Annotated in this window: 11 protein-coding genes and 1 CRISPR repeat array; of the genes, 8 read left to right on the plus strand and 3 right to left on the minus strand. The window is 41.6% G+C overall.

From position 1 onward, the window contains the following. Positions 1-24: 24 nt before the first annotated feature. From fabI to FC87_RS01635, 3 genes are read left to right on the plus strand one after another with little or no spacing between them, the layout of a single operon-like run. Positions 25-792 carry an enoyl-ACP reductase FabI gene (fabI, locus tag FC87_RS01625; RefSeq protein WP_009167056.1) on the plus strand — a complete coding sequence of 256 codons (768 nt, stop codon included), beginning with the start codon at positions 25-27 and terminating at the stop codon, positions 790-792. 11 nt (positions 793-803) lie between these two features. Beyond that, positions 804-1,568, plus strand: a complete 765-nt coding sequence (locus FC87_RS01630; RefSeq protein WP_009167055.1) for a biotin--[acetyl-CoA-carboxylase] ligase — start codon at positions 804-806, stop codon at positions 1,566-1,568. Continuing rightward, positions 1,569-2,117 carry a TetR/AcrR family transcriptional regulator gene (locus FC87_RS01635; protein WP_009167054.1) on the plus strand — a complete coding sequence of 183 codons (549 nt, stop codon included), beginning with the start codon at positions 1,569-1,571 and terminating at the stop codon, positions 2,115-2,117. Positions 2,118-2,184: 67 nt separating this feature from the next. On the opposite strand, the gene FC87_RS01640 is transcribed toward FC87_RS01635, so the two are convergent. After that, the gene (locus tag FC87_RS01640; RefSeq protein WP_009167053.1) at positions 2,185-2,388 is read right to left on the minus strand and encodes a cold-shock protein; all 204 of its coding nucleotides are present in this window, start codon (positions 2,386-2,388) and stop codon (positions 2,185-2,187) included. Between the two features lie 199 nt (positions 2,389-2,587). Here FC87_RS01640 and FC87_RS01645 point away from each other — a divergent pair, with 199 nt between their 5' ends. The 3 genes from FC87_RS01645 to FC87_RS01655 all read left to right on the plus strand — a co-directional run bounded on the left by FC87_RS01645 (position 2,588) and on the right by FC87_RS01655 (position 6,064). Next, on the plus strand, positions 2,588-3,292 hold the full coding sequence (locus tag FC87_RS01645) for an NAD(P)H-dependent oxidoreductase (protein ID WP_056961405.1): 705 nt from the start codon (positions 2,588-2,590) through the stop codon (positions 3,290-3,292). Between the two features lie 2 nt (positions 3,293-3,294). Continuing rightward, a complete protein-coding gene (locus FC87_RS01650) occupies positions 3,295-3,474 on the plus strand; it encodes a hypothetical protein (RefSeq protein WP_009167050.1) in 180 nt (59 codons plus the stop codon). 214 nt (positions 3,475-3,688) lie between these two features. Further along, on the plus strand, positions 3,689-6,064 hold the full coding sequence (locus FC87_RS01655; RefSeq protein WP_054690287.1) for a hypothetical protein: 2,376 nt from the start codon (positions 3,689-3,691) through the stop codon (positions 6,062-6,064). A gap of 51 nt (positions 6,065-6,115) precedes the next feature. Here FC87_RS01655 and FC87_RS01660 read toward each other — a convergent pair whose 3' ends face one another. Next, on the minus strand, positions 6,116-7,522 hold the full coding sequence (locus FC87_RS01660; RefSeq protein WP_056961407.1) for an MFS transporter: 1,407 nt from the start codon (positions 7,520-7,522) through the stop codon (positions 6,116-6,118). A 102-nt stretch (positions 7,523-7,624) separates the two neighbouring features. Continuing rightward, positions 7,625-8,794, minus strand: a complete 1,170-nt coding sequence (locus FC87_RS01665) for an ArgE/DapE family deacylase (RefSeq protein ID WP_056961409.1) — start codon at positions 8,792-8,794, stop codon at positions 7,625-7,627. 180 nt (positions 8,795-8,974) lie between these two features. Between FC87_RS01665 and cas9 the strand changes: the two genes are divergently transcribed. Together cas9 and FC87_RS01675 are read left to right on the plus strand one after the other, a co-directional pair. Next, the gene (cas9, locus tag FC87_RS01670; RefSeq protein ID WP_056961411.1) at positions 8,975-12,937 is read left to right on the plus strand and encodes a type II CRISPR RNA-guided endonuclease Cas9; all 3,963 of its coding nucleotides are present in this window, start codon (positions 8,975-8,977) and stop codon (positions 12,935-12,937) included. A gap of 436 nt (positions 12,938-13,373) precedes the next feature. Continuing rightward, positions 13,374-13,739: direct repeats of the CRISPR family, unit length 36 nt; unit sequence GTTTTAGAAGTACGTCATTCTAATGAGATTAAGAAC. Between the two features lie 315 nt (positions 13,740-14,054). Next, positions 14,055-14,426 carry a hypothetical protein gene (locus FC87_RS01675; RefSeq protein WP_054690874.1) on the plus strand — a complete coding sequence of 124 codons (372 nt, stop codon included), beginning with the start codon at positions 14,055-14,057 and terminating at the stop codon, positions 14,424-14,426. The last annotated feature ends 371 nt before the right edge of the window (positions 14,427-14,797 follow it).

The following is a 14,797-nucleotide window of genomic DNA, read 5'->3' on the forward strand; positions in this document are numbered from 1 at the left end:
GATTAGTTTGAGAGGATGAACGTGATGACAGCTAATTTGTTAGCAGGCAAGAAAATTGTGGTGATGGGAGTTGCCAACCAAAAAAGTATTGCATGGGGTTGTGCCCAAGCGATTGAAGCATTAGGCGGTCAAGCAATTTTAACTTACCAAAACGATCGAATGAAGCAAAGTTTGAACCGCTTTGTTGATGATGACATGCTTTTATTTGAGTGTGATGTGGCAGAAGATGATAACGTAGAAGCAACTTTTGCGGCAATTCATGAAAAAGTTGGCAACATCGATGGCGTAGTGCATGCGATTGCTTATGCTGATCGTGATACGCTCCAAAATGGTGTGGTTAATACTAAGAAGGCGGGCTTTAATCTGGCCCAAGATATTAGTGCGTACTCGCTAATTTCGGTAACGCGGGCTGCCAGCAAGATTATGAATGAAACTGGTAGTATCGTTACGATGACCTATATGGGTTCAACTTATGCCATCACTAACTACAACATGATGGGGATTGCTAAAGCTTCCTTGGAATCTGAGATGCGCTACCTTGCCGTTGAAATGGGCAAGCAAAACGTCCGGGTAAATGCGGTTTCGGCAGGAGCAGTTCGAACCTTGGCGGTTACTGGAGTTAAGGGTCATGGGGAGTTATTGAAGACTTCCGAGTCATTGACTACTGATGGTAAGAGCGTTACTAAAGCAGAGATTGGAAATACGGTTGCATTCTTGCTCAGTGACTTAGCTTCCGGGATTACTGGCGATGTGATTTATGCTGATAAGGGAGTTCACCTATTTAATACTTAATGGGGTGTACGATGGTAAAGTTGGATTTTAACCAGATTTTGGCATTGGTGCCCCTAAGCAGGGAGCAGCTAACGATTTTACCAGTTGTAGATTCAACCATGGTCTATGCGAGTCAGCGCCGATTTTCTGGGATGCATGTCATTGCCGCCGAACAACAAACGGCGGGGCAAGGACAACGGGGGCATCATTTTCAATCACCAGATGGTGGGATTTACCTGACGCTAGTGGTGCCGGTTAAGCAACAATTTTTGCAACAACCCGGGCTGTTAACAATTGGGGTCGGGGTAGCAGTTCGAACCGCTATTGTGCGGATTTTGAAGGTTGCTCCTGAATTAAAGTGGGTTAATGATTTATTTTTGCAGGGACAAAAATGTGGTGGAGTTCTGACTAAGGTACAGACTAATACTGCCAACCAACCTACTGCAATTATGATTGGAATCGGGCTTAATCTGGGACCCAGTCCAGCATTACAAACGGTACAGGCAACGAATTTAGCACCGGACACGCGGTTAAAGAATGAATTGGTAGCAGAACTTTGTAAACAAGTACTGGCTTTTTATCGCAGACCGGTTGCTGACGAGGTACGCCAGCAGTATCAAGCGCATTTACTGTGGCGACAATGTTTGGTGCAAATCAAGAACCATGATCGGTATGTAACGGGTTATTTACAAGGAATTACTCCAAATTTTGAACTACAGTTACAAACGGCGACGGGAACCGATTGTTTGGTGACAGCCGCAGCTTCGCAACATTTACACTTGATTTCAGCGAGGTAGGTGGGTATCACGAAGAAAAAACAGCTACAAAAACAAATCTCAACAAAACAGCGGATTATTTTTGGTATGTTTGAAATGATGATGGAGAAGTCATACGCTGATATCACAGTCAAAGAGATTTGTGAACGGGCTGAATTGTCTCGGATGACATTTTACCGCAACTTTCATACCAAAGAAGATGTCTTGTTGGCGCAGTTTGAGATGGTTTATAATACCTTCATTCAGCGGCTAATTGTCCAAAATAGATTCACGTTTTATGATGTGGCTACGACCTTTTTCACTCTCATCAACGAAAACAAGTTGATGATGGAAGCAATTGTAAAAAATGATTTGACAAACCTGTTATTACGTTCACTGAGCGCTGATATCAAAAAACTAATTGAGAACCAAATTTTGATCACGCAGGAAAGTTCTTCAGATTTATTGGTAGCAATGATTTCAGGCGGTTTAACTGAAGTCATCGTGACCTGGACGCGGGACGGAATGCGCCAGCCGGTTGAAGAACTGGTGATTTTTGCTTCAAAATATATGCATTTAAAAACCAGTTAATAACTAACTGGTTTTTAAATGCATAAAAAAAGAACACCCCGAACGGGATGTTCTTTTTAAAGATAAATTACTCTTCGATTGGAGTAACGTTAGCAGCTTGTGGGCCGCGGTCGCCTTCTTCAACGTCTAAGGTAACTTTTTCGCCTTCGTCAAGCGTTTTAAAGCCATCTTTGTTGATAGCTGAGAAGTGAACAAATACGTCACCATCGTCAGTAGTAATGAAGCCGTAACCTTTATCTGCGTTGAACCATTTAACAGTACCTTGTTTCATAATATGAAACCTCCGTAAAAAAATATATTAATGCTGCTGTAGTTTGAATCTAATAAGGAAGTCATTCTATAATAAAACAAAACAAGAAACCTTAAAAACTCGAAACTTATCAAACATCTACTACATCATAACATGGTATAAAATAAAGTCAATCAATCATCGGAAAAATTTTAAAATAAATTGAAAAGGGGTTCTTTTTTTGAAAACCACAATCATTGTGTCACACCCGCATTATCATGATTCGGGAACGCAGGCTTTTTTAAACCGTGCTAGTCAGCAACTAGAGGACGTGACTTGGCATTGTCTAGATGAAATTTACGCACACCAGTCCCTTGACGTTGCTGCTGAACAGGCATTACTCCGGCAAACTGATCGGATAATTTTTCAGTTTCCATTATATTGGTATAGTGCGCCAGCGTCGTTGAAACACTGGGAAGATGAAGTCTTAACTCGAGCCTTCACCTATCAAAACGAACAAGGAATTTTGCGAGGAAAAGAACTTGGAATCGTGACTACCTTGGGTTATCCAGTGGCAGAATTTGCAGTTGGAAGACAACAAGGTTACAGTTTGTCAGAACTTTTCACTCCATATCAGGCACTGGCACAACAGGCTGGAATGAAGTTTTTAGCTCCGTTGCCAGTGTCACAATTTGCTTATTTAGATGCGCCAGCTCGCGCTCGCTTGTTAATCAGGTACCAGCAATATTTAACGGTGCAGGATCCCTTTCGCTTTGCTGATCAAGAAAACTGGCTGGAAGAGCGGTTGCGAAAACTGGCCGCTAAGGGGACCTCTGCCCAGCAAGACCAACTTAATTTAATTATTGAGACAATGCAACACCAACAGGAAAAAATTGAAGACTTGAAGTGGCAGGTGCAACTAATGCGCCAAGCAGAGGAGGGTTAGTCATGGATGATGACCAAAGGTGGCTGGTAACTACCCTAGATCAGTTACTTAGCAAGACGAATAATTTTGCTGACCGAGCTTTATTGGAAGCAACCAAGGCAGCGGTACTTGAGCAAAGTCAACGACTGGCACAAGCTCAAGATGAGCTAGATGGTCGGTCATGGAGTCCGGCTAATTGGTGATGATTAATTCAAATGTGACGTAAACATTATTTTGTAACATGTTGGAGAGAGGCGTAGTTTTGGTAGTCAAACCAGTGACCTTCAAGTAAGCGTTAAGCTGAGCACCAGCCGCCGCTTCAGCGACCTTTCACTTGCAATTAGTAATTGTTTTTTTAGTTAGTAAACCGATAAACTAACTAAATTACTAGCAAAGTGAAAGGTGGCAATCATAATCATGCAAAATAGAACTTCAAATCAGTCGCTCCAGTGGTTGAAAGCAAGTAGTGCGATTTTATTGGTGGGAGCAGTTTTAGCAGTTGAGAAAACGGCTGCGGCGGATGACAAATCCGAACAGCAACCGCTCAGCTCCGAAGCGACCGCACCACTAGCCGCGCAACCACAGTCGGAAGGTCCTCAAGCTCAAGCGCAACCGGCACTGCCAGAAGCTGAACCTGCAACCAGTGTTCCTGCAAGTGAACCAGCAGACACAACGAAGTCGACTGTTGGTGATGAGCAAGCAACGAAAGACGCTCCGACCACCACGTCAGCGGCAACGCCATCAGCCAACTCGGCTACTTTTGCAGCCCCCACCACAGCAGAACCGGTCGAAGTGCAAACACCGGCTTCAACCGGTAATTATGCGCAACAGTACCACTATGCTAGCCCCGATTATAGTGGGAATGATACCCAAAGTATTTTTCGCGATGCTCAAGGTAACTATCATTTCTATTACTTGCATAATGATGGTCCCGAATTTAATGGTCCCGAGGGGAATAGTTGGTATCATGTTATCTCACCAGATTTGGTGCATTACTATCAAGCTGGACGCGCCCTTACGGCTAACAATGGGATTTGGCAATCAATGTGGACTGGAAGTGTCATTGGAAACTCGATGAATTTTTATCATGACTTACCGGCTGATGCGTTAGTAGCCTATTTTACCAGTACCAATGCGGAGGGGATGCAAGCACAGTATGCCGCTGTTAGTACTGATGGTGGATTTAATTTCCACCCGTTAGTGGATCATGCTTTGGTGGGGATGCCTAACGGAGGACCGGTAACCAATGAGCATGATGCTCGCGATCCGCACGTTTTCTATAACGAAGCGACTCGGCGGATGGTGTGTTACCTAGCAGAGGGGACTAATCGGATTAGTCAATATGATAGTGCCGATGGGCTAAATTGGAATTATCTGGGCACGTTGATCATTAACCAACCGGATTCCAGTAATCATGAACAGCAATGGGTTGATTATGGAACCATTGAATGCCCCAACTTAATTCAACTAAAGGATCAGGTGACTAAGGAATTAAAAGTCGGGTTGTTGTTTGGAGGAAACGGCTATCGGTATGGCGAAAGCACTGGAACTTATTTGGTGTTAGGAAAACTAGATGAGCAGGGGCGGTTTGTGCCAGACCACTATGCGGATCTATCTGGAACTGGTCAACCGGTATATGCCTTGACATCAGCTAGTCAGGTACAACGAGTTGATGATGGGTCTGACTTTTATGGAAGTAGCGTGTTAAGTAATTTAAAAGGAGCAGGGTTAGGCTTTAACGGCACTGATGCGAGTGCTGCAATTGGCATTGGCTGGAACGGAAACTGGGATTATTCCGGCCAGGCTGTTAAAACTGGGATTGTCGGGGCTGACGCACCAGCACAATTTAGTGCCAGTGCCTTTCACCGCTACACTCTTGAAAATGGTCGAATTCACACCCACTTAATCGAGCCCAATCTATTTTCTGATCAGCACCCAGTTAAGCAAGTTGTAACCAGTACACAACCTTTACAACTAGGTCTCAGTGGGACGGCTCAGCGCTACGAATTGACTTTTGATAATCAGCACCAACATTTAACTGGAACCAGTACAGTACAGATTAGCCAAGCTGATGGGCAGTTTGAAATTGAATTTGATTGGGATGCCGGCACGTATACGGTACGACGTACGACTGACGTGTGGTTAAACGGTGCGAATGAAAACTATCAACAGCCACGCACGGCTTCATTGGGTTTGGGGAGCAATCCTGCACAAGTGACGGTTGTAATCTATACGGACACGCAAAGTATTGAACTTGAGTTCCCAGCAAGTGGACGTGTTTATTCAGCTGCTCGGTATAGTCAGGATCAACAACAGACGGTTACCATTAAGGGAACCACTGAGCTGCAAATTAGTGGTCAGCAGGCTACTGCCCAGGTACCCGTAACCAGTCTACCAGTGCAATTAAGGAGTGAGTCGGTTCGATCTCCAAAATCACTAACCCCAGTTACGCTGTTAGAACAAGAACAACAGAAGCCGATTGTGAGCAAGGAATTAGGGGCAACGACACGACAGCTGAACAACCGGGATCGTTCGGACGAGATTTTAAACGCCCGCCCAGCCGAAAGCCTTGGAGCCAATCCTGATTCGTTGGAGCAGCGGGGCAAACCGACAGGTTCTACTACGCCAACTGGGTCTACTATGGTAGCTGAGAAAGCACCCCGCTTGCCAGCCACGGGGACAGCTATCACTGGCAGTAAGCGGCTAGCGGGTGTGCTAATCATCCTGTTAGTTTTGGGGATGCTCCGGTGGCCGTGGCTCACATTAAAGAAACTAATTCAACGTTTAAAATAACAATTATAAAAAAACACTCCTTGACTCGTTAATGGGTCAAGGAGTGTTTTTTTATAATGCTGTGCCACGATGTTTTTGTTCCCAATAGTTGATGATGGCTGCTACTAAGGCGATTAGGGCAAGACCACAGAGTAGCATGAAATCTAAGTGCCCACCGCGATAGGTCTGCTGAATTAGCGCGGTGGAGCTGTCAGCGGTCGTTTGTTTAAGCGCAATGATACTGGCGAGAATACTGGTTCCAAGTGAACCAGCGTATTGTTGTAGCATATTGAAAAGTGAATTTACATCGGCTGATTGTTCGTGGGGCACATTTCCATGGGCATTGGAGATGGTGTTGGAAAAGGCAAGGTTGAATCCGATCCGGGTGCTTGTGAACAGCAATAACATCACGAGGGGCGTGAAGACGGCTTGGAGAATGCCAAAGAGGGCGGTACTAATCACAACAATGACCAGTCCACTGATGATCGGGACAAATGCTCCAAACCGATCATAAATCCAACCAGCTACGGGGGCGAGAAATCCACCGATGATGGAGCCCGGCAGGAGGATTAAGCCCGCGACGAGGGGCGTCACTTTCAAAACTCCCTCGGCATAGATCGGAATAACAAAGGAAATTCCAATGTTGATAAACATTAAAATGAAGTAGTTAAGGGCATCCAGCCGAACTGGCAGGTGTTTCAAAATATTTAATGACAAAACTTCTGAAGAACCATGTTGGTTCAGGTAAACGAAAATTGCAAAGGCAGCGATGCCTCCCAGTAAGGGGAGAAACTTAGTTAGTAGTGAAGCCTGTAGGTTGCCAAACTGAGTGGCGGCCCAGACGAAGGACAGTAAACCACAACTTAAAAAGAAGAGGGCACCAAAATCAAAGTGTTTGTTAGTCCCTGCAGCGGGAATATCGATAAAGGCCCATCCTAGCACCAGCCCGACGATGACAATTGGGAGTACCCATAAAAAGATTTCGCGCCATGAAAACAATGAGGAAAGCAATCCACCATAGGTTGGACCAAGTGCCGGCGCCAGTGAAATAACCATCGATGCAATCCCAGTATATAAACCAATCTTAGCTTGGGGAACCTTTGTAAAGATAACTTGATACATCATTGGCATTGCTAGCCCGGTTGCCGCTGCTTGGATGAGGCGTCCCAGCAACAAAATAGTAAAATTGGGTGCTAAACCGGAGAATAAATCACCGATTAAAAAGATTGCAACGGCAGTGATAAATAGGTTGCGGAGCGCAAACCGTTTAAGTAAAAAAGCCGTGGTCGCCATGATAATCGTTACGACTAGTAAATAGCCGGTGGTCAGCCATTGAATGGTACCTAGTGATAAGTGAAAGAGCTGGGCTAGCTCAGGAAAAGTAACATTCATCGAGGTTTCTAATAAAATCCCGGAAAAAGCTAGCAACGCAGTGGCTAGAATAGTTAGTTTAGTTTGAAGTGTGACTTGCGTGGACATAAGATTTCCTCCAAAAAATGATTGGGATGCTAAAACTTTGTTGCTTGGCAATAAAAAACCCTCGTATCATTTTTGAAATGGTTCGGAGGGAGAGTTAATGACCTAATCAACTAAAGCTTGTAAAGTTTGGACAAATAGTTGTGGATAAATTTCGGTAAAGTTTAGGTACATTTGTTTTGAACAAAATTCATTGTCACGATGAGCCACCCGAAAATCACCCGGACCAAAAATAGCTACGGGGAATCCAATGGATTTAGTTAATAGGAGACGTGAGGCGTCGGTTCCACCCGGACATCCGGCCACTGGAACGGGTTGATTAGTATATTGCTGGGCAATGGTCAAGATTTGTTTAATGACCGGTGAGTCAGCTTGTCCGACAACGGGGATGACGTTCATCGTAACCTGGGACTGCAGCTCAGCTTGATAGTTGGATTGGTTACGCTTAATGGTGTCTGTTACCAGTTGGATGGCTTGGCTGTTGTCAAATTCTGGAATGGTGCGGATGTTTAGAACTGCTTGGGCGGTGCCTGGGATAATGTTTGGCTGTTTACCACCATTAAACTGATCCAGATTGAAAACTGGGCGCCCTAATTCATGATTTTTGATGCCGGCGGTAGCAGTTTGTAATGCATCAGCCAGGTCTTGCCAGCATTTGATGAGTTCTTGGACGGCGTTAATCCCAAACTGAGGGGTCGAACTGTGGGCGGCGCGCCCGGTGGCAGTTAACTGGAGATTAACTTCACCCTTTGAAGCATACGAGGTGGCATAGCCACTTGGTTCTCCTACGATTAGAGCATCGATGTCATCAGTATAACCGTGTTGTTGAAGTTCGGTGGCCCCTTGCATGCCGACCTCTTCCCCGGCACTTCCTAGAAAACGGATGGTTCCGGGAAATGAAAGATGTTGGTCATGTAGTTCAAGCATTGCGATTACAGCCGCAGCAACCCCGCTTTTCATGTCGGTAGTTCCTCGTCCGTATAGTTGACCAGCTTGCTCCGTCAATTTAAGCGGGTCGGTTTGCCACCGCTCGCGATTAAAGGCAACGGTATCTAAATGACCATCGAAGGCCAAAATTGGATGACCAGAACCAATTTCAGCGACTAGGTTGGCACGGGTGGTGCCAGCCGTACCTGCTAATGGAAGAAGCTTGGCGCTAATACCATGGTTTTGAAACAACTGTAGTAGGTATTCAGCCACTGGTCGTTCATTACCATTGCAACTATCAAAGGCAACTAGGTCTGCTAATATCTGTATTTTTTCATTTTCTTTCATGGCAAGGATCCTTTCAACGATAAAAACTAAGATTATTTAATGATAGCATAGTCAAAATTGACTCAGCAAAAAATTAAATAGCTCATGTTGATAGTTAATTTGCGATTTATTAGTAAAAAAATAGAATGGTCGCGTACTAATTAAAATGGTATAATTATTAGAAAATATAGGAGTGATTTAATGACTGAACAACAACGACCTTATAACATTGGTCTTGACATCGGAACCAGTTCGATTGGCTGGGCCGTTACGGATCAAAATGATAAATTACTGCATATCCGAGGGCATAACGGGATCGGTGTCCGTCTATTTAAAGAAGGCGAATCTGCTGCGGAACGGCGTGGTTTTCGCACGACGCGGCGTCGCTTATCACGGCGACGCTGGCGTCTTCGCTTCTTAGATCGGATTTTTGATGCAGAACTGGCTAAAGTGGATCCTAATTTTTTAGCCCGCCTGAAACAATCAAATATTTCACCCTTAGATCCCAACAAGCAAATGTTTGGGAACATCTTGTTTGATGATGCCCAATTTGATGATCAAAAATTTCATCAGCAGTACCCCACTATTTACCATTTACGTTCGGCACTAGCACAACCAGATGCCCCACAGGCAGATGTTCGGCTGATTTATTTAGCGCTCCACCACATGATTAAATTTCGAGGTCACTTTCTAAACGGTGCGGCGGTCGAAAAATTTCACGGTGGTCAGTTGCATTTGGAAGCAGAGTTTCAAGAACTTAATCAGATTTTTAGCAACCAACAGCGTGATCATGTTCAACTGCAAACTTCCAGTTTGGATGAAGTTGCGACGATCTTAAAAGATAATCAGCGGACACCTAGTGATCGCCAGAGAGAATTGTCAGCAAGGTTATTTGTACCAGTTGATAAAACCATCGACAAAGAAAATAAGAAACTAGCAACGGAACTGCTAAAGGCCGTCTTAGGTTTGAAGGCAAAATTCGATGTAATTTTAGGGGTTGAAGCCACTGATCCACAAGCATTTAAGCTGCAGTTTAGCAGTGATGACTTTGATGATAAAATTGCAGAGCTGGCTTCAGAGTTGACCGATGAGGCAAATGAGATTTTAACCGTGTTACAACGCTTATACTTCTCCCTTAATCTAGCTGATATTTTAACTAATCGTCAGACGAAGCAGGTTGCCGATTCAATCTCTACAGCGATGATTAATCGTTATGACGATCATAAACATCATTTAAAAATGCTAAAAGAGTTAGAAACTCAGGTAACGCAAGAACAACGAGACGGATTAAAGAAAGCATATGATGAGTATATCGATGGTGATAAACCTACGATTGATACATTCTATACGAATGTTAAAAAGAATTTGGATGATTCGGAGCTGGCAAATCAGATTAAGAGCTTAATTGATTTGCAGGCTTTCATGCCCAAACAACGTTCTAAAGAAAATGGATCAATTCCACATCAGTTGCATCAGCGTGAGTTGGATCAATTGATTGAAGTCCAAGGTAAATATTACCCTTGGCTCTTAGCTGCTAAAGATAAGTTGGATGCATTAATCGCCTTTCGGGTACCTTACTACGTTGGTCCAATGATTGATCCGAACGAGAGTGATGATCCGCAAAACACTAAATTTGCATGGATGGTTCGTAAAGAGGCGGGGGAAATTACTCCGTGGAATTTTGAGGAGAAGGTTGATAAGACCGGCTCGGCAACTAATTTTATTAAGCGGATGACTACGACTGATACGTACCTGTTAGGTGAACCGGTTTTACCTAAAAATAGTCTGTTGTATCAACAATTCACGGTTTTAAATGAGCTTAATAAACTTAAAGTTGATGGCAAAGCACTTACGGTCGATCAGAAGAAGTACCTATACGAGCATGTTTGTAAAAAACAAAGACGAGTCACGCTGAAAAAATTGAGTGATTGCTTGATGGCTCGTGGTGATTTCCCAATGGGAGCGATCTTTACTGGAACGACTGATCAAAAGAATATGAATAATACCTTAAAAACTTACCAGGATTTTCAAGAAATTTTTGGTGATGAGATTGACAATCCTGATCGACAAGTTGATTTTGAAAAGATGATTGAGTGGTCGACCATTTTTGAGGATCGTGAGATTTTTAAACTAAAGCTGGCAGAACTCAATTGGCTTACTTCAGAACAGCTAGAACGAGTATCGAAAAAACGCTATCAGGGTTGGGGGCGACTGTCCCAAAAACTATTAACGCATATTGTTAATGAGAACGGTGAGCGGATTATTGATCAGCTGTGGAATACCAATCAAAACTTTATGGAAATTATGGGTCAGGATGGTGTAAAACAAGCTATTCAAGAACATAATGGGGCTAATGTAGCTCAAACTGGAATTAACGAAACCATTGACGAGTTGTATACATCACCACAAAACAAAAAAGCTATCCGCCAAATTTTGTTAGTTGTTGATGATATCAAGAAAGCAGTTGGGTATGCCCCGGCTAATATCATGATGGAGTTTGCCAGAGAGGATCGAGACGATCACCGATTAATTGCCTCTCGGGCACGGCAACTAGAAAAAACCTATCAAGAGATTAGCAAGAATTGGTTTGATAATGAAAGCGTGACCCAAGAATTAAAAGATCAGATTAAAAACAAGACTAAGTTTACTGATCGGTTGTATTTGTACTTTATTCAGGGTGGAATTGATTTATATACAGGACATCCCTTAAATATTGATCAGCTTTCGAGCTACGATATTGATCATATTTTACCGCAGTCCTTCTTGCTTGATAACTCGCTAAATAATCGGGTGTTGACAAGTCAGTCGGAAAATCGAGTTCATAAAGAGGATCGATTGCCAGGAGAGACCGTGGCGAATAAGATGCGTCCAACCTGGAAAATGATGCGAGAACAGGGACTAATGACGCAGCGTAAGTATAATAATCTAACTTTAAAGCCTGATCAGATTAGTAAGTTTAATAACCGAGGTCAATTTATTAATCGGCAACTTGTAGAAACACGACAAGTTATCAAATTAGCAGCTGATATTATGAACCAAAAATATCAAGCTGATCAGACAAAAGTTGTAACGGTCAAGGCTAACCTAACGCATCATATGCGGGAAAAATTCAATTTTTATAAAAGTCGAAATGTGAATGATTATCACCATGCGTTCGATGCTTACTTGACCGTGTTCGTTGGAAATTGGTTGTTAAAAGAATATCCCAAGCTACAACCTTACTTTGTTTATGGAGATTTTGCGAAGACTGGTACGAATAATCTAAAGAGCTTTAACTTTTTATATCGGTTTGAAAGAGATCATAAACTAAATGACAAGGGTGCCATTGATACCGATAAAGATCAACAGCTAGGGTATATGAAACGAATCTATCGATTTAAAAAGATGTTGGTGACGAAACAGCTGGAGACGAATGAAGGGGCATTGTATAAACAAACTATTTATAAAGCACCCGCTAACGAAAAAAATACTAAAAAAAATAGGAGTCTAATTAATACCAAAAAGAATCGACCTAGTGATATTTATGGTGGATACTCTCAATCTGTCACTGCCTATATGTCATTAGTATTTTTTAAAAATACTTTTAAATTAATTAAAATGCCACTAGTAGCTGCAAATGCTATAAAAAATAGTTTGTCCAGTTATCATGACACTATTTTAAAGATTCTTGGTAGTAATGAATTTAAAGTTCTTATTCCTAAAGTCAAAATGAATCAGCTAATTAAAGAAGGAGATTCTCTTTATACAGTTGTCGGCGTATATAAACATAATGCGCAACAACTTATTCTCTCTGATAATTCTATGGGAATTATTACTAAACCAATTAGAGAAATTTGTGATTCAGATCTGGATTCGGTTTTTAATGAATTGGTTGACAATATTGATAAATATTTGAACTTATACAAAATTGAAGACAAACTAACCATAAAAGAAAAATTTTATGCATTAAAAAATAAAGAATCAAAATTTAAATGTATTTCAGATATTTTAGTTGGTACTCATTGTAATGCTGGAAGGTCCAATCTTAAAATTATTGGATTAAGTAGTTATTGGGGAATGTTTTCTGGAAATAATGATGGACTTAAAATTAATGAGAATTCACAGCTAATTTATCAATCACCAACCGGTTTATTTGAACACCGTGTTAAAGTATCTGATTTGTAAACAAAAAGGTAGCTATCAGATGATAGCTACCTTTTTATGTAGTAACCCTTAAGGGTCTGAAGATAAAACTCAGCTCGAAAGCTTTGTTTGATTTTAACTCAGTACGTCATTCTAATGAGATTAAGTGTTGGCNCGCGGTCACAAGTCAAAACCTCCATCCCGTTTTAGAAGTACGTCATTCTAATGAGATTAAGAACTTTAAAATCCCGGTGTTAATCCCATTTTGCGTTTTAGAAGTACGTCATTCTAATGAGATTAAGAACCGCAGGTACTAAGACGCAACATTATATCGAGTTTTAGAAGTACGTCATTCTAATGAGATTAAGAACGCCATCGAACGTCAGCGGCGCGTTATCGTAGTTTTAGAAGTACGTCATTCTAANGTCATTCTAATGAGATTAAGAACGCTCAACCGTCCGGTGCGCTTTCCAACAAGGTTTTAGAAGTACGTCATTCTAATGAGATTAAGAACCAAAACTCGGGTTGAGTTGCTTTTCCACAAGTTTTAGAAGTACGTCATTCTAATGAGATTAAGAACTGGTAAAATGACGAGCCAAGCAGGTAAAGCGTTTTAGAAGTACGTCATTCTAATGAGATTAAGAACTGACTACTTCGGCGACAAAAATGATTACGCGTTTTAGAAGTACGTCATTCTAATGAGATTAAGAACTGGCACTGAGTACTTTGTTTATATGAATCAGTTTTAGAAGTACGTCATTCTAATGAGATTAAGAACCCATGCTCTTGAATTTTGTCATATGCTTTTGTTTTAGAAGTACGTCATTCTAATGAGATTAAGAACTCTAGTCAATTCTTTAATTGCTAAAAAGCACGAAAATACTGAATTCCAAGCGAACGAACGGGTTGCCGCGGTACGCCGTTAGAACTTAATCAAATTAGTTNAAACATCAAAAGAACTGATCATCTTTACGTTTTAGAAGTACGTCATTCTAATGAGATTAAGAACTCTAGTCAATTCTTTAATTGCTAAAAAGCACGAAAATACTGAATTCCAAGCGAACGAACGGGTTGCCGCGGTACGCCGTTAGAACTTAATCAAATTAGTTATGCGGAAATACGCCTCACAATATAATTTTAATTAAGGAAGGATATTAGTATGTTTAAAAAAATTATCAAGTGGTCTTTGGTTGGCTTGGTTTTAATTGGGAGTAATTGGGCAACTTATAATTATACTAAAAAAACAATTCCGCCAGTTTATAAAACTAAGATTATTAAAGTAAAGACTACGCCAAAAACTGAAGTAGAAAAAGCACAACCAGTTTCACAACCAAAACCGCAACAACCGCAACAACCACAACAACCACAACAACAATCAGATGAGAATGATTATAATAAATATGATACTCCGGAGGAAGCAAAACGGGCAGAAGAAACGCAGAACATTACCAGTTCGGCGGCGTCAACCCCGGACGGAGTTGGGATTTCGATTGATGGTCTAACTGGTAAACAAATAAAACCGGATAATTAAAATAAACTGTTGACGGATTTAATAATGTGGTTTTAGAAGTACGTCATTCTAATTAGACTAAGAACTCATAAACTTCAACAGCAGTACGTACAGCCATATAATTTTTAATAAATAAAGTAATTTTTATGTTAAAAAATAATGAAGTGGTTAATAGTGTTTGTTTGCTTTGTAGGCAGTAGCTGTTTTTTTACCAATATGGAAAATCTCAAACTAGGGTTGTTTATAAATTTAAAACTGAAAAAATAAAATCTAACCCACAACCACAACAACCATCTAATAATAATGAACCAAGCCAATTAACTAGCTCCGCGGCGCTTACGCCTGACAGTGAGGTCACAACGATTGACGCTAGAAATGACCCCAATTTTTCA

The organism is Fructilactobacillus florum DSM 22689 = JCM 16035 (assembly GCF_001436645.1).
Classification (GTDB): Bacteria; Bacillota; Bacilli; order Lactobacillales; family Lactobacillaceae; genus Fructilactobacillus; species Fructilactobacillus florum.